Consider the following 18370-nt stretch of genomic DNA (forward strand, 5'->3'; position numbering starts at 1 on the left):
AAAAAGTGCAATTAATTTGCCGCTACAGGGCGCGGGAGGACCCGTTCAGCGTGGCGGTTTCGCTCATGTACCACTGGCGTGCAGGGTCGTTTTCAACCCGCAGCAGGGTGCGGAAATGGGTCGGGCTCAATTCGTGACGCAGTGCGTCACAGTTTGGAAGTGCCTGATAGAACAAGCGCATATACCGCAAATTTGAAGCATCAAAGCCTTTCCCGAATTCAGGCCGTCAGGGCCTTGGCCAGCGTGGCAGGAGTTGCTTGCCAAACTCGGCCCGTGCCGCGCATTGACCGGAGGGGTCAATGAGAATGTCACTGCCATTTTGTATTAGCAGTTGGTTTTTTGTGTGAAGCGTCTTAAATATAACGATGAAAACTACCGGTCCTATGTGAGGTGCTCATGCTCGAATTACGCCCCAGTTGCGAATGCTGTGATTGCGACCTGCCTCCTGATTCGGCACAAGCGCGGATTTGCTCATTTGAGTGCACCTTTTGTGCAACGTGCACGGAGCAGCATTTGGGAGGGCTGTGCCCCAATTGCGGCGGGGAGTTGATGGTGCGTCCGCGCAGGCCGGCCAACAAGCTGGCAAACAATCCGCCGTCCAGCGAGCGTGTGTTCAAGCCTGAAGGCTGTGCTGCGCGTTGATTGTCTGAAATCACTGCATCTGTCCAACTGGCAAATTGTGTCGCCTGCATCGCGGGCAAGCCGCTACCACAGGTTTTCCAATGCCCACACAACAGGGTGCTTGCTGGGTCTTCGTGGGAGCGGGCTTGCTCGCCATACAGGCGGTGCGGTCTTTCAGGGGGTGTTACTGATCACCTTTCCCGGCACATCCGTCGCCAATTCCCCTCGTTGCAACCACTGCAGGGCAATCGGCCATAAGCTGCTTTGAAAGCGGCTGTGAAAAAACGCGAAATGGCCGATGGCTGTTTCGCCGATGTCTTGCGGCTGGATGCGCAGATGCGTACGCGAGCTGGCGCTGAAGTAACCCAGCAAGCGTTCGATGGCGGCTACGGTGCCGAAGGGATCGTCACTCAGGCTGATGGCGAGGGTTTTGGCGGTAACGGAGCCAAAGGGCAGGGGTGCGAAGTTGCGCGCGCTGGGGAGGTTTTCGTAGCGTGTGCTCAAGGCGCTCCAGTCCTTGACCACGCCCGACGGGGTGTCTTCGAGCCAACCCAGGCGCTTGCCAGGGAAATAACCGCACACGCGGGTCAGCAATGGCATGACCCCGTGCCACTTGGCGAGCATCTGCCAGCGCTGTGCCGGCGCGTAGTCGCGCCAGTGAGCAAATTGCGCACCCACAGTCACCAGACGGCGAATAGCCTGCCCAGAAGCCATCAGGCCCGCTGCACAGCCGCCAAAGCTGTGGCCGACAACATCGATCGGCTGGCCGGGGTATTCACGCTGTGCACGCTTGAGGAGGGCTTCAGCGTCCAGCGCGCCCCAGTCCGACCACGTGGCTTCAAAACCGCGCAACGATCCGCTGCGCGAGGCGCCAATGCCGCGATAGTCGAACAGCATCACGTCCAGGCCGTGGTTGAACAGGTAGTGGGCAAACCGCGAGTAGTACAAGCAGCGCACCGAGGTGGCGGCGTTGATGATCACCACTGCGCGTGAAGTGTCTGGCGTGGGTTGGCGCCACTCGAAACCGCCCAGCAAGTAACCGTCAGCAGCAGGCTCGGTAAACGCCTGGCTGACAGGTTCGAGCAGGGCTGCTGTCAGTGCGCGCTCCGGGCGTTGCGCTCGGTCAGCAGGCGCGAGGCTTCGACGTAGGCTTTCTGGAATGCTGGCGTTTCGATCCAGGCCACGGCGCTGTCTTCGTCATCGCCATAGACGGCAATGCGGTACTCGATCAACAGGCCCATCAGGAAGTCAGTGGCAGGTTCTTCTTCCTCTTCCGAGATCACCAGTTCCAGTACCGGGTATTGCAGGAACACGGTGCACATCGTTTGCAGGCTGGTGGCCTCGGCGGCTTTCATGGCCTGGAACAAATCGTCGTAATCGGCGGGGTCAAAGCCGTTATCGAGGATGTCCTGGAAGTTGAACGTGCTGAGGTCGATTTTTACGTCATCGAACGGATTGTCGATCAGTGTGCCAGCCGAAGCTTTGCCCGGTTTGCCGATGCGGTTCTGCTTGGCTTTGGTCTTGGCCCGCTGCGCGTGCTTTTGCTGTTTCTTTGGCGTTGCCATGAACGTGTGTCCTTTACGGGCTAAGGGGGTATTGAACCTCAGGTTTTGGGGATCACCAAGCGAGGATCATGGATTGAACCAATTATCGGATGTGAAACCGGGCCAGCCCGGAACCTATCTCACCCGGTTCGCTCACATGTCAGACAACAAGCCAAACGTGTGGAATGCACCGAATCATGAAAATCACCTCACTGACCTTCCTGTGTCTGACCGCTTTTGCCGTTCAAGCGCACGCTTCCAGCTCCGATGCGTGGGCGACCTACGACAAGGACGTACTCGCCCGCTGCACCCACGCAAGCACCCTGAAAAAGGCGACCCCCATCGGCGCTCCTGCCCAGTTTGATGATCGGGTGGGCTACACCGCGATTCTGCTGCAGGGTCAATACCCGCAGAAACACATGAAAGGCCAGCGTGGCACTGAACTTTGCCTCTTCAACAAACAGTCCAAAGTGGCCTACGTGACCGAATGGGACTCGATCCGACCCGCCGGGAAGCCTCAGTAATGAGGGGCCGGGGTCAAGGCAAGGACGCAGTCATGGGTGAACGAACCCGGGCGCGTAGCTAAATCGCGGCCAAAAAAAAACCCGCACCAGGCGGGTTTTCTTTGTTTTGAAGTGATGTAAGCACCACATCAAAACTGAATGTGGTGCCCAGAGACGGAATCGAACCGCCGACACGGGGATTTTCAATCCCCTGCTCTACCGACTGAGCTATCTGGGCAACGGGGCGCATTAGAAGCCTTTTTCGATAACCCGTCAAACATTTTTTGAAAAATATTTAATTATTACCGTCGCTTACGGACCGAGCCCCGTAAAACCGGGGGTTATTCGGTCGGCGGAACGTAGCCTTCAGCTTGTGCATATTCTTCACCGCTGAAGAATTTATCCATTTCGCCCTGCAAATATTTTCGATCTTCAGCGTTCATCATGTTCAAGCGCTTTTCGTTGATCAGCAATGTCTGGTGTTTTTGCCAATCAGCCCAGGCCTTGGCCGAAACATGATCAAAAATGTCCTGGCCTTTGGCGCCCGGAAACGGAGCGCGCTCAAGGGCAGGCAGTTCTTCTTTGTACTTGCGGCAGATGATGGTGCGGGTCATGAGGACTCTCCAGCGTTCAATAGGTCGGCTGCGCGTTTGAGCAGCTTCTTGACCGGGGCAGCAAGGCCCAGGCGCGGCGGGGTGGCGAGGTTATACCAGAGCCAGTCGGCCTCGGCCACGTGATGGTCGGACTCCTTGACGTGGATCAGCCAGGGTTCGATGGCCAGTTGAAAATGACTAAAGGTATGGGTCAGGCCCGCCAGTGGGTGCTGCGCGCCCAGGGTCAGTGAATGTTGCAGCGCCAAATGCTCGATATCTTGAAGGTCATCGAGTTCGGGCAGGCTCCACAGTCCCCCCCACAAACCGCTCGACGGGCGACGATAAAGCAGGATCGCCCCATCGGCGTTCGCCAGCATTGGCATCAAGGTGCGCTTCAGCGGGACGGTTTTGCGCGGTTTGGGGATCGGGTAGCGCGTCTCAAGCCCCAGCAAGTGTGCCTGGCAGCCGCTTTCGAGCGGGCACAGCAAGCAACTCGGTTTGCTGCGGGTGCAGAGTGTGGCGCCCATGTCCATCATGGCCTGGGTGTAGGCGTTCACGCGATCGTGGGGGGTAAAGCGCTCGGCGGTGGCCCACAGCTGTTTGGCGACCTTGGGCTCGCCGGGGTAGCCCTCTTGCGCCGTATAGCGCGCAAGCACCCGCTTGACGTTGCCGTCGAGGATCGGTGCCCGCAGGCCCATGCTCAGGCTGGCAATCGCTCCGGCGGTGGACAAGCCGATGCCGGGCAGTTCAACCAGCTTTTCAACGTCGCGGGGGAATTCGCCGCCATGTTCGGCGACAACGATTTTGGCGGTCTTTTGCAAGTTGCGCGCACGGGTGTAATAGCCAAGGCCGGTCCACAGGTGCAGCACTTCGTCTTCCGGGGCGGCAGCCAGTGCCTGGACCGTTGGCAATGAGGCCATGAAGCGGTCGAAGTAGTTCAGCACGGTGCTGACCTGGGTTTGCTGCAACATGATTTCCGAGACCCACACCCGATACGGCGTGATGCCCTGTTGCCAGGGCAGGTCATGGCGGCCGTGGTGGTCATACCAGTCCAGTACCGCCGTTGAAAATTGCTCGTTTCTCATCGGTTGAACAGCCCCTTGAGGGCGTTTTTGAGTTCAGGGCTGACTTTGTCGCCGAGCTTCTCTTCAAGCTTTTCGCTGAGTTTGTTACCCGCCACTTTGGCGGCGACCTTGCCCAGGCCTTCTTTGTCCAGGCGGCAAGCCTTGGCGCCCAGTTCCAGCGGGCCACGGCAGCGCAATGGCAGCTCGATGCCGACAAAGTTCTTGCCGACCTGGCAGGCCGGGTCCGGCATGGCGCGGGTGTCGCCTTCGATGATGATGCCGATGCGGTAGTCCATGCCCAGAACGCGCAGGTCAATGTCGCCATCGCCTTTTACGCTCAGGCCGGGCATGCGCACGACCATGTCCGGATTGCTGGCTACGCCGTTACGGAACACCAGGCTGCCCTTGAGCTCCTTGAACGGTGTGTCTTTGCCCAGCGGTGCGCCACTCAGGGTTTTGCGATTAAGGGTGGAGATACCTTTGCACAATTGCTGTTCGAGGTTGGCATTGAGCAGTACGCCGTCATTGAGCACAAAGTTGGCCGTGCCGTTGAGGCTCGAAATCAGCGCGCTCTGGCTGTTGCCGCTGCCCGTGACGTTGCTGTTGAGGGTCAGCAGGCCGGTCACAGGTGGTTTTTGACCCTGGCTCTGCAGGATTTTTTCAACCGGGACATTGGTGATGCGGGTCTGCAGTTTGATCACCGGCAGTATCGGTTGTACGTCCAGGCTGCCGTTGGCTGCAAAGCTGCCTTTGTAGAGATTGCCGCTCAGGTTTTCGAGGGTCAGCACGCCAGCCTTGCTGTTGGCCTTGAGCGCGGCATTCTGGATGGGCAGTTTGCTGAGGGTCAGTTGGCCAAAACTGATGTCGGCATTGAGGTCCAGGGTCTTGAGGCGAGCCACTGGAATGATTTTGGTCGTGCTCCAGCCGCTTTTGGTCGGTGCGTCCGGCAGGGGTGTATCGCCCGATGCGGCCAGTGCGTTGGCTTCGCCACCCTGTACTTCAGTCTTGCGGGCGACACTGGCGCTATTGGCTTCGGCTGACGGTGGCGGCATGTAGCGATCAGCGTCGAACGTGTCGCCTTTGAGCTGGATGCGAACGGCCTGTTTGGCAAAGTCCTCAATGGCGATGAGCCCGGTGAAGGTGCTGTCATCGACTTTAAGGTTGAGTTCGTCAAAGGTCACGCTGGTCGGTGTGCCTGACAGGCGGCTGACCAGTTCGACTTTGCTCAGGCTTTCGGGAGCCATCGCAGGCAGCGGGTGCCCGATGCTGTCCAGGAATCTGGCCAGGTCAAGCTGGGCGATGGACAGGCCGCCGCTGATTTGCGGGTTGTCGCTCAGGTTGTTGACCTTGAGTTCACCCAAAGCCCGAAGTTGGTTGGCGGATAGCTTCAGGCTGCTCCATTCGGCGACGTTCGCCGCCAGATCAACCAGAATTTGCCCTTGCGCGGCAAACGTCATGGTTTTGCCTTGCAGCGGCTCACCCGAGGCTTCGCCCGTGACTTTCATGTCTTCAAACTGATAGCGCTTGAGTACGCGGTCAAAACGCAACTTGCCGTCGACTTCGGTCTTGACCCGCATCACGGGCTGGTTGGTGCCCAGGAAGGCGGTCAGTTTGACCGGGATGCTGGTGGCTTCGTGAACCGGGCCGGTGCTGAGCTGGATGCTCTCAGCGCTGAATTGTTTACCGCTTTGCTCGTCGTTGTACTCAACCCGTGCATTGTTCACGGTCAGGCTGTCGATATCGAGCTTGAGCGGCTGGCTGACGCTTTCGGGCTTGCTGGCCGGGGCGGGCTCAGTGCTGGCGGTTGCGGCGGTGTCAGGGGTCGTTGCTGGCTTGCCGATATCCTGCCAGTTGCCGTGACCGTCCTTGTTGCGGGTCAGGCGCAGGTTCAGGCCTTCGACACGCACATCGCTCATTTGCACTTCTTTGCGCAACAGCGGCAGCACACGCACGGACAAACCGAGCATTTGCAGATCGGCGAAAGGCTGGGCAGGCGCAGCCAGGGTTGCCACGGTGGCGTCGTGCAGCTCCAGACCTAGCCAGGGGAAGAGGCTCCAGCCGATGTCGCCATTGAGGGTTAGCTCAATGTGGGCTTTGTCACGGGCTATCTGGCGGATCTCGTCTTTATAGTCGTTGGGATCGAACAGATGGCTGAGGGCAAAGCCCAGGGCCACGATGATCAGCAACAATCCGAGAAGCACCAGACCCAGGATTTTGCCGAACGCTTTCATGGGCGAGTCCTTGTAAGTCTGAATGAAGGTGAGTTTTTAATTTAGCCGCAGAGTATAGCGCCACGAGCAGATGGACTGGGCGCCGATAGTGGCGGATCAGTGGGTCGGATAAAGACCGCATCAGGTTAGGCCCTGACCGGCGTTCAAGTGGTAATCTTCGCCTGTTTTCCGGGCCTTCTGCGGCGTAATGCCACATCTCGATCCAATAAGAACGACTGTTCGCCGCAAGGCGCCAAAGTCAGGGTCGAGCGTGCCCGCAAACGACTTCATTAACTGGGGGAAACACTCATGAGTACCAGCACCGCTGCGGGCAGTCCTGCTTCACAGCCTGCGTTCCTGTCCAAGGAGCGCATCATCGCCAAACCCGGCTTCAACCGTTGGCTGGTCCCGCCAGCCGCATTGGCCATTCACTTGTGCATCGGCATGGCCTATGGCTTTTCGGTGTTCTGGTTGCCGCTGTCCAAAGCCCTGGGCGTGACCGCTCCCGTAGCGTGTGCGCCGGACATGAGTTTTATCGCACAAGTATTTTCGTCGCAATGCGACTGGCCGATTTCGATGCTCGGCTGGATCTACACCCTGTTTTTCATCTTCCTCGGTTGCTCGGCAGCCGTATGGGGTGGATGGCTTGAGCATGCCGGGCCGCGCAAGGCCGGTGTGGTGTCGGCGCTGTGCTGGTGTGGTGGCTTGCTGATTTCCGCGCTGGGGATTTATACCCACCAGATCTGGCTGATGTGGCTGGGTTCGGGGGTCATTGGCGGTATTGGCCTGGGGTTGGGCTATATCTCGCCGGTGTCGACGCTGATCAAGTGGTTTCCGGACAAGCGTGGCATGGCCACGGGCATGGCGATCATGGGGTTTGGGGGCGGTGCAATGGTGGGCGCTCCCCTGGCGGCAGCGTTGATGAACCATTTTGCCGGGCCTGACGGCGTGGGCGTGTGGCAGAGCTTCGTGGCAATGGCGGCGATCTACTTCGTCTTCATGATCGGCGGTGCCTTGTCGTACCGCGTTCCGCCCACCGGCTGGAAGCCTGAGGGCTGGAAAGCTCCCGCGAAAAAGGCGGCCAACGCGATGATCACCCAGCGCCATGTGCACGTCAGCGTGGCCTGGAAAACACCGCAGTTCGCCCTGGTGTGGCTGGTGCTGTGCCTGAACGTCTCGGCCGGTATCGGTATCCTGGGCATGGCTTCGCCATTGTTGCAGGAAGTATTCGCAGGCAAGTTGTTGGGCAATGACCTGACATTCAGCCAGCTGGATGCTGGGCAGTTGGCGCAAATTGCGGCAATTGCGGCCGGCTTCACCGGTTTGTTGAGCCTGTTCAACATTGGCGGGCGATTCTTCTGGGCCTCGTTCTCGGATTACCTGGGGCGCAAAAACACCTACTTTGTGTTCTTCGCACTGGGGTTTGCGCTGTACGCGATGATCCCGAACCTCGGTCATCTGGGTAACGTTTCGCTGTTTGTGGCAGCGTTCTGCATCATCTTGTCGATGTACGGCGGCGGTTTTGCCACGGTACCAGCGTATCTGGCAGACCTGTTCGGTACGCAAATGGTCGGTGCGATCCACGGACGCCTGCTGACGGCCTGGGCGGCCGCGGGCGTGCTGGGGCCGGTGTTGGTCAACTATCTGCGCGAGTATCAGCTGAGCATCGGGGTTGAGCGTGCGGCAGCGTATGACATCACCCTGTACATCCTCGCAGGGCTGCTGGTGCTGGGCTTTATCTGCAACTTGCTGGTGCGTCCGGTGGCAGACAAATACTTCATGACCGACGCTGAACTGGCTGCTGAGCAGGCGCTGGGCCATGACAAGGGTGCGGATGCCAGCACTTCGCTTGAGTGGAAAGCGGCACCGGGTAGCCAGCCATTGGTTATCGCGGCCTGGCTGGCCGTGGGCATTCCTTTGTTGTGGGGTGTTTGGGTGACGGTGCAGAAGACGGCGGTGTTGTTTAACTGATCCAGCGGCGCCTTTGTAGTCGCTGCCGAAGGCTGCGATAAGGCCCGAAGGGCCTTCCTGCAAGCTTGCAAGCGCGAGCCCTGCGGGCTCGATCGCAGCCTCCGGCAGCGACTACAAAATCTGCAGTAGCCGTCACTCCGTCACCCCGCATCACCCTTAATGTTTCTGTTTGCCAGACCCGTGCCTATAATGGCCACCTTTTTCGCCCAATGATTTTGCGGAGCTGGTGATGGCCGAACGTAAGGCGTCAGTCGAGCGCGATACTCTGGAAACCCAGATTAAAGCCTCGATCAACTTGGATGGTACCGGTAAGGCCCGATTTGATATCGGCGTTCCTTTTCTTGAGCACATGCTCGACCAGATCGCCCGACATGGGTTGATCGACCTGGACATCGAGTGCAAAGGCGACCTGCATATCGACGATCACCATACCGTCGAGGATGTTGGCATTACCCTGGGTAAAGCCTTCAGCGAAGCAGTCGGCGATAAAAAAGGCATGACTCGCTACGGTCACGCTTATGTCCCGCTGGATGAAGCGCTGTCACGTGTGGTCATCGACTTTTCCGGTCGTCCCGGCCTGCAAATGCATGTTCCCTACACCCGCGCCACCGTCGGCGGCTTCGACGTTGATCTGTTCCAGGAGTTCTTTCAGGGCTTCGTGAACCACGCCAACGTCAGCCTGCACATCGACAACCTGCGCGGCACCAACACCCACCACCAGATCGAAACCGTGTTCAAGGCTTTTGGCCGCGCGTTGCGCATGGCTGTTGCGCTGGATGAGCGTATGGCCGGGCAAATGCCTTCTACCAAGGGCGTGCTCTGATGCAGACAGTGGCGGTTATCGATTACGGCATGGGTAACTTGCACTCGGTGGCCAAGGCGCTTGAGCATGTGGGCGCCGGTCGAGTGCTGATTACCAGCGACGCCAGCGTGATTCGCGAAGCCGACCGCGTGGTATTTCCGGGTGTGGGCGCGATTCGCGACTGCATGGCGGAAATCCGTCGCCTGGGTTTTGACTCGCTGGTGCGTGAAGTCAGCCAGGATCGTCCGTTCCTCGGCATTTGCGTGGGCATGCAAGCCTTGCTCGACAGCAGTGAAGAGAACGGCGGCGTTGACTGTATTGGCCTGTTCCCGGGTGCCGTGAAGTTCTTCGGCAAGGACCTGCATGAAGACGGCGAGCACCTCAAGGTGCCGCACATGGGCTGGAACGAGGTGCAACAAAAAGTGGATCACCCGCTGTGGCACGGCATCCCCGACCTGGCGCGTTTTTACTTTGTACACAGCTACTACATTGCGGCGGGCAATCCCCGCCAGGTAGTCGGTGGCGGGCATTACGGCGTCGATTTCGCCGCAGCGCTGGCTGAGGGCTCGCGCTTCGCGGTGCAGTTCCACCCGGAAAAAAGCCATACCCACGGCTTGCAGCTGCTGGAAAACTTCGTGGCCTGGGATGGTCGCTGGTAATGGCGCCTCGCAAGAAGCCGCCGATTCTCACGCTCACCCCCGAGCAAGAGAACGAAGCCAACAGCAAGATCAAACGCTTTATGGAAGACCGCTTCGAGCTGGACCTGGGTTCGTTCGAAGCGGCTGAAATCCTTGAGCTGTTCACCCGCGAAATCGCGCCGCATTACTACAATCGCGCGATTTTCGATGTGCAAACGCACCTCAAAGAGAGGTTCGAGAGCATCGAAAGCGACGTGTGGGCGCTCGAGAAGAACTGATTTCCGAGTCTCAGACTCCCGAATTTGAAGGTTTGCCACATGCTGATTATTCCCGCTATCGATCTTAAAGACGGTGCTTGTGTACGCCTGCGTCAGGGCCGTATGGAAGATTCCACGGTGTTCTCCGATGACCCGGTGGCCATGGCCGCCAAATGGGTAGAAGGCGGTTGCCGCCGTCTGCACCTGGTCGACCTGAACGGTGCGTTCGAAGGCCAGCCGGTCAACGGTGACGTAGTGACGGCCATTGCCCGCTTGTACCCGCAGTTGCCGATCCAGATCGGCGGCGGCATTCGCTCCCTGGAAACCATCGAGCACTACGTCAAGGCAGGCGTGAGCTACGTGATCCTGGGCACCAAGGCAGTCAAGAACCCTGAGTTCGTGGCCGAGGCGTGCCGTGCGTTCCCGGGCAAGATCATTGTCGGCATGGATGCCAAAGACGGCTTCGTGGCCACCGACGGCTGGGCTGAAGTCAGCACCGTGCAGGTCATCGACCTGGCCAAGCGTTTCGAAGCGGACGGCGTGTCGGCCATCGTTTATACCGACATCGCCAAAGACGGCATGATGCAGGGCTGTAACGTCAGCTACACCGCTGCATTGGCCGCTGCTACCAGCATCCCGGTCATCGCCTCGGGCGGTATTCACAATCTGGGTGATATCAAGGCCCTGATGGATGCCAAGGCTCCGGGCATCGTGGGTGCCATTACGGGTCGTGCAATCTATGAAGGCACGCTGGATGTGGCTGAGGCGCAAGCCTTCTGCGACAGCTACAAGGCCTGAGGAGAGACCCATGGCGCTGGCCAAACGCATCATCCCTTGCCTGGACGTGGATAACGGCCGGGTTGTAAAGGGCGTCAAGTTCGAGAACATTCGCGATGCTGGCGACCCGGTAGAAATCGCCCGTCGTTACGACGAGCAGGGTGCTGACGAGATTACCTTTCTCGACATCACCGCCAGCGTCGATGGCCGCGACACCACGCTGCATACCGTTGAGCGCATGGCCAGCCAGGTGTTCATTCCGCTGACCGTGGGCGGTGGCGTGCGCTGCATCCAGGACATTCGCAACCTGCTCAATGCCGGTGCGGACAAAGTCTCGATCAATACCGCTGCGGTGTTCAACCCGGAGTTTGTGGGCGAAGCGGCGCAGCATTTTGGTTCGCAATGCATTGTGGTCGCGATTGATGCGAAGAAAGTCTCTCAGCCGGGCGAAACCCCGCGCTGGGAAATTTTCACCCACGGCGGGCGCAAGCCTACCGGGCTCGATGCAGTCGAATGGGCCATGAAGATGGAAGGCCTGGGCGCTGGCGAGATCCTGCTGACCAGCATGGACCAGGACGGCATGAAAAACGGTTTTGACCTGGGTGTGACACGTGCCATCAGTGATGCGCTGGGTATTCCGGTGATCGCCTCGGGCGGCGTTGGCAACCTGCAGCATCTGGCCGACGGCATCCTTGAAGGTCACGCCAGTGCGGTGCTGGCGGCGAGTATTTTCCACTTTGGTGAATACACGGTGCCAGAGGCCAAGGCGTACATGGCCGAGCGCGGGATCGTGGTTCGCTAAACCCAAAGGCTACTGGACAGCATGGCGTGCCCACGGCACTCTTGAGCACGCCATGGATTTAGGTCGCCAGTCATGTTTAAACGCTTTTTGCTCGTTCTCGCCGGTTCCACCCTGTGGCTGGCGAGTACCGCTTCTGCGGCTGATGCGTCGCACTCTTCGATCGTGCTGCTGACTGAAAACTTCCCGCCGTACAACATGGCAAAAAACGGCAAAAACTTTGCGCAAAACGAAAATATTGAAGGCATCGCCGTCGATATTCTGCGTGAAACCTTCAAACGTGCCGGTATCCCCTACAACATGACCCTGCGTTTCCCTTGGGAGCGTATCTACCACCTTGCCCTCGAAAACCCCGGATACGGCGTGTTTGTCACAGCCCGCGTGCCCGAGCGTGAACAGCTCTTCAAGTGGGTCGGCCCGCTTGGCCCGGATGACTGGGTGTTGCTGGCGCGAGGGGACAGCCCGATTACCCTGACCTCGCTTGAGCAGGCTCGCCAGTACAGAGTGGGAGCTTACAAAGGTGACGCCATTGCCTTGTCCCTTGAGAAGCAGGGGTTGGCGCCGGTGATTGTGTTGCGCGATCAGGACAACGCCAAAAAGCTGCAGGCCGGGCAAATCGACCTGTGGGCCACAGGTGCCCCGGCAGGGCAATTCCTGGCGCGTCAGGTAGGCATTTCAGGGTTCAAGACGGTGTTGCGCTTCAATCAGGCCGAGCTGTTTCTGGCGTTGAACAAAGACGTGCCGGATGAGGTGGTGAGCAAGCTGCAGAAGGCGCTGGATGAGTTAAGGGCTGAAGGCGTGGTTGAGAAGATCCGCGCGAAATATCTCTAGTCCGCACCCTAATCCCTGTCGTAATTGATGTGCAGTGCGGGCTTCAGCGATAAACCCCGTCCTTCCCGTGCCCGACCATGGCCTTGTTGCTGCGTACGCCGATCATTTGCCGGATGTCGATCCAGTCAATTCCCTGGGCCTTGAGCTTGGGCAGTTCACGTTCAAGCACGGCAAGGGTTTGCGGATAAGGGTGGCCGATCATCACCGCCGAGCCTTGTTTGTGGGCCAGTTTGATGGCGGTTTCCAGTTGCGTGGTGATGGCTTGCTCGGTACGGACATCATCGAGAAAAACATCACGGGACACGCTGGCCAGCCCGATTTTCTGCGCCTCGGCTGCCGCAACGGTCTGCGCGCTGGTGCGACTGTCGACAAAGAATTTGTGGCGTTGCTGCAAGTTGCCCATCAGCCAGGCCATCGCTTGCGGCTGTGAGGTCATGCGGCTGCCCATGTGGTTATTGATGCCACTGGTGTAGGGCACGGCCTTGAACGCGGCGTTGAGGCGCTTTTCAAGTTCGTCGACAGGCAGGTCCGGGTGCCAGGCAAAGGGCCCGGTGGCCGGGTCCATGGGCATGTGCAAAATGACGATCTTGCCGGCCTTGTAGGCCTCGCGGGCAAATTCTGCCGCATGGGGGGTGTCAGGCATCACGGCCGCAGTGACCGGGCCGGGCAAGGCCAGCACGCGGCGATCCCGTGGCAGGTTTTGCCCCAGGTCATCGATGATCAGGCTCAGGTAAGCCTTGTGCGGCGCGGCTTGCTGGCTGGCCGGTGTCCCATGGGCGACACCGGCCAGGCAGCAGAGCAGGGCGAAGACTAGAGAAAGACGCACCTCAATTGCCGCGTGTAATGCTCAAACCCTTGAGCAGGCTCAGGGCCTGGCTCAGCTGGAAGTCATCATCCTGCGGCATTGGCTTGGCTTTGGGGTTGGAGCCGGACGGTTTGTCGGCGCCGCCATTGCCATTGCCAAGGTGACCTTGCAGGTCGGCTTCCTTGTAGTACTCGGTGTCTTGTTCGCGAGTGATCTTGGCGCGGCTGACTTCAATGTCCGGGACAATGCCCTGGGCCTGGATCGAGCGTCCGTTCGGGGTGAAGTACAGCGCCGTGGTGATTTTCAGCGCGCGGTCGTTGTTCAGTGGCAGCACGGTTTGCACCGAGCCTTTACCGAAGCTGGTGGTGCCCATGACCACGCCGCGTTTCTGATCTTGCAGGGCGCCGGCGACGATTTCCGATGCCGAAGCGCTGCCGCCGTTGATCAACACCACCAATGGAACGCCTTCGCTCAGGTCCTTGCCGGTGGCCGAGAAGCGCAGCTCCGAGTTCGCGATGCGGCCCTTGGTATAGACGATCAGGCCTTTGGTGATGAAGTGATCGACCACTTCAACCGCCGATTGCAGCACGCCACCCGGGTTGTTGCGCAGGTCGAGGATGATGCCCTTGAGTCGCTTGTTGCCGTTTTCCCTGCGCAGTTTGGACAGTGCCGAGGCCACTTCTTCGCCGGTCTTGACCTGGAACTGGGTGATACGGATGTAGCCGTAACCGTCTTCCAGCAGTTGGGCCTTGACGCTCTTGACCTGGATATTGGCCCGGGTAAGGGTCACGTCAAACGGCGTGCCGCCATTGCGCACCAGGGTCAGGGTGATTTTCTGACCGATCTTGCCGCGCATTTTATCTACGGCTTCGGTCATGCTCAGGCCGCGTGTGGGCTGACCATTGATCTTGACGATAAAGTCGCCCGCCTGAATGCCGGCCTTGCTGGCAGGGGTGTCGTCGATCGGTGAGACGATCTTGATGTTGCCGTCTTCGGTGCCGACTTCGATGCCCAGCCCGCCGAATTCGCCGCTGGTGCTTTCCTGCAGTTCGGCGAAATCTTCGGGGCCAAGGTACGCAGAGTGCGGGTCAAGGTTGCTGAGCATGCCTTTGATGGCATTCTCCAGCAGGGTTTTGTCGTCCACCGGCTCAACATATGCAGCCTTGATCCGATCCATGACCTCGGCAAATGTACGCAGCTCCTCCAGAGGCAGAGGCGCCTTGGCGCTGGCAGCGGCGCCGGCTGGCGCGATGGTTGGCTCGGCAGCAAATGCCATTGGCGAGCCGATCACCAGAGCGATCGTCAGGGCCAGCGAGTTGAGGCGGGACAAATGCGGCATGTTGAGCGAACTCCTACGTATTAAAGGTGATGGACTCATCCCTGAGTGCGACACCATTGTGCAGGGTCGCTTGGGCGGCCCTGCTGACGAATAGCGAAATACAGTGCTGGTGTGGCTTGCCCGCCGCTGTTGCCCACGGTGGAGATCACTTCGCCAGCTTTAACGATGTCTCCGGCAGACTTGAGCAGCGTCTGATTGTGGCCGTACAGGCTTAAGTAACCATTACCGTGGTCCAGAATGACCAGCTGGCCTGCGCCGCGCAGCCAGTCGGCAAACACCACGCGACCACCGTGAACCGCGTGCACCTGGCTGCCGGCACTGGCGCTGATCATCACGCCGTCCCACTTGGTGCGCGAATCATCGCCACGGGTTTCACCGAAGCGTGCCAGCAATCGACCATCAACTGGCCATGGAAGTTTGCCCCGGGCCTGAGAAAAAACACCGCCGTAGGAAGCACCGGCACTGGACACCAATGCGCCCGGTGTTGACTGGACCGGTTTGCGCGGGGCGTCGGTGACCACCGATTCAGCCTCGCGCTGGCGCTTCTTCTCGGCTTCCTGCTGGGCGATCAAGGCTTTTTGTCGCGCCTGTTCGGCTTCGCGGGCCTGGCGGGCGAGGGTTTCCTCGATGGTCTTGAGGACTTTAGCCAGATCGGCCTGATCCTGCTCGCGTGCCTGCAATTTTTGATCGCGGTCCTTTACGTCGGTATTGAGCTTGGCCAGAACTTGCTGGCGCTCTGCGCGGACCTTGTCGAGTTCGGCGCGCTGGGTGTCCAGGCTGCTTTTCTGAGTCAGCAACTGAGCCTGTTGCAGATTGATATCGGCTTCGACATTGGCCAGTTGGCGCAGGGTTTCGTTGAAACCCTTGAGCTGCTCCAGGCGGGCCTGGCTCAGGTAATCGTAATAGGTGAGGGTTCGGGCGAACTTCTCGGGGTTTTGCTGGTTGAGCAGCATTTTCAGGTATTCCTGACGCCCGCCCTGATAGGCGGCGCGGGCCTGAATGGCGATCAGGCGTTGCTGTTCAAGTTTTGCGCTGTGGAGTTTTTTTTTCTCGCTATCTAGGCGCAGCAGCTCGCCTTCACTCTTTTTTAGTTCTTGTTGCAGGGTTTCTACCTGCTTCTCCAGCTTGCCGATTTCGGTTTCGGTGCCGCGCAGGTCTTTCTGCACGCCGGATTTTTCTTCCTGGAGCTTGCCCAGGAGCTTTTTCAGCTCGCTGATATCCTGACGCGTGGCGTCAAGCTGCTGTTGGGTTTGCGCGCGCTCGTCGGCAAACGCCGGTTGGAGCAGGCATGCGAGGGTCAGGGCTATAAGGGCGCGAAGCATGGGGCGGGCGACACCTGGGGAACGGGACGGCCTAGTATGCCCGCCCTCGTCACCTATAAGAAATGGATGAAGGTGAAATTGTAGCCGTTGATCCTGTGGGAGCGGGCTTGCTCGCGATAGCATCACCACGCACTGCCTGATGCACCGCGTTGCCTGTATCGCGAGCAAGCCCGCTCCCACAGGCATTGCGTTGTTTTATGCGTCGACCAGAATCGATTTGCCGGTCATCTCTTGCGGCTGTGGCAGGCCCAGCAGTTTGAGCATGGTTGGCGCCACGTCGGCCAGCACGCCGCCTTCGCGAACCTTGAGCGCGCGCTTGCCGACGTAGATGAACGGGACAGGCTCGCAGGTGTGTGCGGTGTGAGCCTGGCCGGTGGTGTCATCTGACATCTGCTCCACGTTGCCGTGGTCAGCCGTGATCAGGGCTTCGCCGCCGACTTTGTCCAGGGCCTGGACAATCCGGCCTACGCAGGCATCCAGGCACTCAACCGCTTTGACGGCTGCGTCGAAGACACCGCTGTGCCCGACCATGTCGCCGTTGGCGTAGTTGACTACGATCACGTCATAACGCTGGTTCTCGATGGCATCGACGATGTGGTCGGTGACTTCGGGAGCGCTCATTTCAGGCTGCAGGTCGTAGGTGGCGACTTTTGGCGATGGCACCAGAATCCGCTCTTCACCCGGGAACGGCTCTTCACGCCCGCCCGAAAAGAAGAAAGTGACGTGGGCGTATTTTTCGGTTTCGGCAATGCGCAGCTGGGTTTTGCCGTTTTTGGCCAGGTAATCGCCGAGCACGTTTTCCAGGCTGCCGGGGGCAAATGCGCTTGGCGCCGGGATGCTGGCCGCGTATTGGGTCAGCATCACAAAGCCGGCCAGTTTTGGCTGGCGGGCGCGCTCGAACGCGTTGAAGTCGTCTTCAACGAATACGCGGGTCAGTTCCCGGGCGCGGTCGGCACGGAAGTTCATGAAGACCACGGCGTCGCCGTCTTCAACCTTCACCGGCTCGCCCAGGGTGGTGGCTTTGACGAACTCGTCGCTTTCACCACGGGCGTAAGCGGCGTCCAGACCTTCCTGGGCGGTAGCGGCGTTGAACTCGCCCTTACCGTCGACGATCAGGTTGTAGGCCTGTTCTACGCGGTCCCAGCGATTGTCGCGGTCCATGGCGAAGTAACGGCCAATCAGACTGGCGATACGGCCTTTACCCAGATCCTTGAAGGCTTCGTCCAGCAGCTCGATGGACGATGAAGCGCTTTTTGGCGGTGTGTCGCGGCCATCGAGGAAGGCGTGCAGGTAGATTTTTTCTGCGCCGCGTTTAAACGCCAGCTCGGCCATCGCGATCAGGTGGTCCTGATGGCTGTGAACGCCGCCATCCGACAACAGACCCAGAATATGCACGGCCTTGCCTGCGGCCACAGCCTTGTCGACGGCGGCGCAAAGGGTCGGGTTTTCAAAAAACTCGCCGTCACGGATCGATTTGGTGACGCGGGTGAAATCCTGATACACCACGCGGCCGGCGCCCAGGTTCATGTGGCCGACCTCGGAGTTGCCCATCTGGCCGTCTGGCAGACCGACATCCATGCCTGAACCTGAGATCAGGCCGTTCGGCATGCTCGCGCAAAGACGATCCAGCACCGGTTTCTTGGCCGAATAAACGGCGTTGTATTCGTGACTTTCACTGTGACCGAAGCCATCCAGGATGATCAGGACCAAAGGTTTAGGCGTGGTAGTCATAGATCCCACTCGTGGCTGGTTTATAAGAAGGTATGAAGAGGACGCGCAGTTTAAAGCGAAGTTCATGTGGCGTCACCGCCGGGCGGGGTTTGGCCGACCAAGGTGGCTGTGTATACTGGCCCACATTTTACGACCCTGGAACCTTCTGATGGTTGATCACCTGATTACATTTGCCACTGCTCACTACCTGCTTGTAGGCGCGTTTGTCATCCTGTTGGCGCTATTGATTGCTCACGAAATCAGCCGTGGCGGGCGCAGCATCAGCACTGGCGAACTGACCGGCCTGGTCAATCGCGACGAAGGTGTGGTGATTGATATTCGCCCGGTTAAAGACTTTGCCGCCGGCCACATCGTGGGTGCCCTGAACATCCCGCAAGACAAGCTGATGGCGCGCATTGCCGAGCTGGACAAGCACAAGGGCAAAACCATTATTCTGGTTGACGCTGCCGGTCAGCACTCGGGCTCCCACGCCCGTGAGCTGCTCAAGGCCGGTTACAACGCAGCCAAGCTGTCTGGCGGTATCTCCAGCTGGCGCGCTGACAACCTGCCAGTGGTGAAGTAAA

19 protein-coding genes, 1 tRNA gene and 1 pseudogene are annotated in these 18370 nt (G+C 59.2%); 10 read left to right on the plus strand and 11 right to left on the minus strand.

Features of this window, described 5'->3' with window-relative positions; translation table 11 throughout:
* Positions 1 to 25 precede the first annotated feature (25 nt).
* Positions 26 to 280: pseudogene (locus AACY07_RS20330) on the minus strand (DUF1016 N-terminal domain-containing protein); the annotation flags it as partial.
* A 116-nt stretch (positions 281 to 396) separates the two neighbouring features.
* On the opposite strand from AACY07_RS20330, the gene AACY07_RS20335 reads away from it, so the two are divergent.
* Positions 397 to 642, plus strand: coding sequence for a DUF1272 domain-containing protein (locus AACY07_RS20335; protein WP_133079111.1), 246 nt, complete (start codon positions 397 to 399; stop codon positions 640 to 642).
* Between the two features lie 153 nt (positions 643 to 795).
* On the opposite strand, the gene AACY07_RS20340 is transcribed toward AACY07_RS20335, so the two are convergent.
* Complete coding sequence (locus AACY07_RS20340) at positions 796 to 1719, minus strand: alpha/beta hydrolase family protein (RefSeq protein ID WP_339477185.1); 924 nt, start codon at positions 1717 to 1719, stop codon at positions 796 to 798.
* Positions 1716 to 2186, minus strand: a complete 471-nt coding sequence (locus AACY07_RS20345; protein ID WP_133079113.1) for a hypothetical protein — start codon at positions 2184 to 2186, stop codon at positions 1716 to 1718. The genes AACY07_RS20340 and AACY07_RS20345 overlap by 4 nt, the downstream gene beginning before the upstream one ends.
* Positions 2187 to 2362: 176 nt before the next feature.
* On the opposite strand from AACY07_RS20345, the gene AACY07_RS20350 reads away from it, so the two are divergent.
* Complete coding sequence (locus tag AACY07_RS20350; RefSeq protein WP_133079114.1) at positions 2363 to 2689, plus strand: hypothetical protein; 327 nt, start codon at positions 2363 to 2365, stop codon at positions 2687 to 2689.
* 141 nt (positions 2690 to 2830) lie between these two features.
* On the opposite strand, the gene AACY07_RS20355 is transcribed toward AACY07_RS20350, so the two are convergent.
* The 4 genes from AACY07_RS20355 to AACY07_RS20370 form a co-directional block, all read right to left on the minus strand.
* Positions 2831 to 2906: transfer RNA gene (locus tag AACY07_RS20355), tRNA-Phe, on the minus strand.
* Positions 2907 to 3009: 103 nt separating this feature from the next.
* On the minus strand, positions 3010 to 3282 hold the full coding sequence (locus AACY07_RS20360) for an oxidative damage protection protein (protein WP_003438557.1): 273 nt from the start codon (positions 3280 to 3282) through the stop codon (positions 3010 to 3012).
* Positions 3279 to 4346, minus strand: a complete 1068-nt coding sequence (gene mutY, locus AACY07_RS20365; RefSeq protein ID WP_339477126.1) for an A/G-specific adenine glycosylase — start codon at positions 4344 to 4346, stop codon at positions 3279 to 3281. Before mutY ends, AACY07_RS20360 begins: the two co-directional genes overlap by 4 nt.
* Positions 4343 to 6556, minus strand: a complete 2214-nt coding sequence (locus AACY07_RS20370; RefSeq protein ID WP_339477129.1) for an AsmA family protein — start codon at positions 6554 to 6556, stop codon at positions 4343 to 4345. Before AACY07_RS20370 ends, mutY begins: the two co-directional genes overlap by 4 nt.
* A 288-nt stretch (positions 6557 to 6844) precedes the next feature.
* On the opposite strand from AACY07_RS20370, the gene AACY07_RS20375 reads away from it, so the two are divergent.
* The 7 genes from AACY07_RS20375 (at position 6845) to AACY07_RS20405 (ending at position 12610) form a co-directional block, all read left to right on the plus strand.
* Positions 6845 to 8506: an OFA family MFS transporter gene (locus AACY07_RS20375; protein WP_339477131.1), complete on the plus strand. Its 1662-nt coding sequence runs from the start codon at positions 6845 to 6847 to the stop codon at positions 8504 to 8506.
* Positions 8507 to 8735: 229 nt separating this feature from the next.
* A complete protein-coding gene (hisB, locus tag AACY07_RS20380; RefSeq protein WP_016783108.1) occupies positions 8736 to 9329 on the plus strand; it encodes an imidazoleglycerol-phosphate dehydratase HisB in 594 nt (197 codons plus the stop codon).
* Complete coding sequence (gene hisH, locus AACY07_RS20385) at positions 9329 to 9967, plus strand: imidazole glycerol phosphate synthase subunit HisH (RefSeq protein WP_339477133.1); 639 nt, start codon at positions 9329 to 9331, stop codon at positions 9965 to 9967. Before hisB ends, hisH begins: the two co-directional genes overlap by 1 nt.
* Positions 9967 to 10224 (plus strand): DUF2164 domain-containing protein, encoded by a 258-nt coding sequence (locus AACY07_RS20390; RefSeq protein ID WP_219262553.1) that lies wholly within the window; start codon positions 9967 to 9969, stop codon positions 10222 to 10224. Before hisH ends, AACY07_RS20390 begins: the two co-directional genes overlap by 1 nt.
* A 39-nt stretch (positions 10225 to 10263) precedes the next feature.
* Positions 10264 to 11001: a 1-(5-phosphoribosyl)-5-[(5-phosphoribosylamino)methylideneamino]imidazole-4-carboxamide isomerase gene (gene hisA / locus AACY07_RS20395; protein WP_133079119.1), complete on the plus strand. Its 738-nt coding sequence runs from the start codon at positions 10264 to 10266 to the stop codon at positions 10999 to 11001.
* Positions 11002 to 11011: 10 nt separating this feature from the next.
* Positions 11012 to 11782, plus strand: a complete 771-nt coding sequence (hisF, locus tag AACY07_RS20400) for an imidazole glycerol phosphate synthase subunit HisF (RefSeq protein WP_048400703.1) — start codon at positions 11012 to 11014, stop codon at positions 11780 to 11782.
* Between the two features lie 72 nt (positions 11783 to 11854).
* A complete protein-coding gene (locus tag AACY07_RS20405) occupies positions 11855 to 12610 on the plus strand; it encodes a substrate-binding periplasmic protein (protein ID WP_339477136.1) in 756 nt (251 codons plus the stop codon).
* A 43-nt stretch (positions 12611 to 12653) separates the two neighbouring features.
* Here AACY07_RS20405 and AACY07_RS20410 read toward each other — a convergent pair whose 3' ends face one another.
* The 4 genes from AACY07_RS20410 to gpmI all read right to left on the minus strand — a co-directional run bounded on the left by AACY07_RS20410 (position 12654) and on the right by gpmI (position 17807).
* Positions 12654 to 13436 carry a divergent polysaccharide deacetylase family protein gene (locus tag AACY07_RS20410; RefSeq protein WP_339477137.1) on the minus strand — a complete coding sequence of 261 codons (783 nt, stop codon included), beginning with the start codon at positions 13434 to 13436 and terminating at the stop codon, positions 12654 to 12656.
* 1 nt (position 13437) lies between these two features.
* Complete coding sequence (locus AACY07_RS20415; RefSeq protein ID WP_219262549.1) at positions 13438 to 14754, minus strand: S41 family peptidase; 1317 nt, start codon at positions 14752 to 14754, stop codon at positions 13438 to 13440.
* Positions 14755 to 14789: 35 nt separating this feature from the next.
* Complete coding sequence (locus AACY07_RS20420; RefSeq protein WP_339477140.1) at positions 14790 to 16076, minus strand: murein hydrolase activator EnvC family protein; 1287 nt, start codon at positions 16074 to 16076, stop codon at positions 14790 to 14792.
* A 195-nt stretch (positions 16077 to 16271) separates the two neighbouring features.
* Complete coding sequence (gene gpmI / locus AACY07_RS20425; protein ID WP_339477142.1) at positions 16272 to 17807, minus strand: 2,3-bisphosphoglycerate-independent phosphoglycerate mutase; 1536 nt, start codon at positions 17805 to 17807, stop codon at positions 16272 to 16274.
* Between the two features lie 148 nt (positions 17808 to 17955).
* Between gpmI and AACY07_RS20430 the strand changes: the two genes are divergently transcribed.
* Complete coding sequence (locus AACY07_RS20430; protein ID WP_133079126.1) at positions 17956 to 18369, plus strand: rhodanese-like domain-containing protein; 414 nt, start codon at positions 17956 to 17958, stop codon at positions 18367 to 18369.
* Position 18370 lies beyond the last annotated feature (1 nt).

The sequence above is a fragment of the Pseudomonas sp. RL_5y_Pfl2_69 genome, from assembly GCF_963970465.1.
Taxonomy (GTDB): Bacteria; Pseudomonadota; Gammaproteobacteria; order Pseudomonadales; family Pseudomonadaceae; genus Aquipseudomonas.

Coding starts and splice junctions, on each gene's coding strand:
- AACY07_RS20335 (WP_133079111.1), top strand. CDS start 397: ATGCTCGAATTACGCCCCAGTTGCGAATGCTGTGATTGCGACCTGCCT.
- AACY07_RS20345 (WP_133079113.1), bottom strand. CDS start 2,186: ATGGCAACGCCAAAGAAACAGCAAAAGCACGCGCAGCGGGCCAAGACC.
- AACY07_RS20350 (WP_133079114.1), top strand. CDS start 2,363: ATGAAAATCACCTCACTGACCTTCCTGTGTCTGACCGCTTTTGCCGTT.
- AACY07_RS20360 (WP_003438557.1), bottom strand. CDS start 3,282: ATGACCCGCACCATCATCTGCCGCAAGTACAAAGAAGAACTGCCTGCC.
- mutY (WP_339477126.1), bottom strand. CDS start 4,346: ATGAGAAACGAGCAATTTTCAACGGCGGTACTGGACTGGTATGACCAC.
- AACY07_RS20370 (WP_339477129.1), bottom strand. CDS start 6,556: ATGAAAGCGTTCGGCAAAATCCTGGGTCTGGTGCTTCTCGGATTGTTG.
- AACY07_RS20375 (WP_339477131.1), top strand. CDS start 6,845: ATGAGTACCAGCACCGCTGCGGGCAGTCCTGCTTCACAGCCTGCGTTC.
- hisB (WP_016783108.1), top strand. CDS start 8,736: ATGGCCGAACGTAAGGCGTCAGTCGAGCGCGATACTCTGGAAACCCAG.
- hisH (WP_339477133.1), top strand. CDS start 9,329: ATGCAGACAGTGGCGGTTATCGATTACGGCATGGGTAACTTGCACTCG.
- AACY07_RS20390 (WP_219262553.1), top strand. CDS start 9,967: ATGGCGCCTCGCAAGAAGCCGCCGATTCTCACGCTCACCCCCGAGCAA.
- hisA (WP_133079119.1), top strand. CDS start 10,264: ATGCTGATTATTCCCGCTATCGATCTTAAAGACGGTGCTTGTGTACGC.
- hisF (WP_048400703.1), top strand. CDS start 11,012: ATGGCGCTGGCCAAACGCATCATCCCTTGCCTGGACGTGGATAACGGC.
- AACY07_RS20405 (WP_339477136.1), top strand. CDS start 11,855: ATGTTTAAACGCTTTTTGCTCGTTCTCGCCGGTTCCACCCTGTGGCTG.
- AACY07_RS20415 (WP_219262549.1), bottom strand. CDS start 14,754: ATGCCGCATTTGTCCCGCCTCAACTCGCTGGCCCTGACGATCGCTCTG.
- AACY07_RS20420 (WP_339477140.1), bottom strand. CDS start 16,076: ATGCTTCGCGCCCTTATAGCCCTGACCCTCGCATGCCTGCTCCAACCG.
- gpmI (WP_339477142.1), bottom strand. CDS start 17,807: ATGACTACCACGCCTAAACCTTTGGTCCTGATCATCCTGGATGGCTTC.
- AACY07_RS20430 (WP_133079126.1), top strand. CDS start 17,956: ATGGTTGATCACCTGATTACATTTGCCACTGCTCACTACCTGCTTGTA.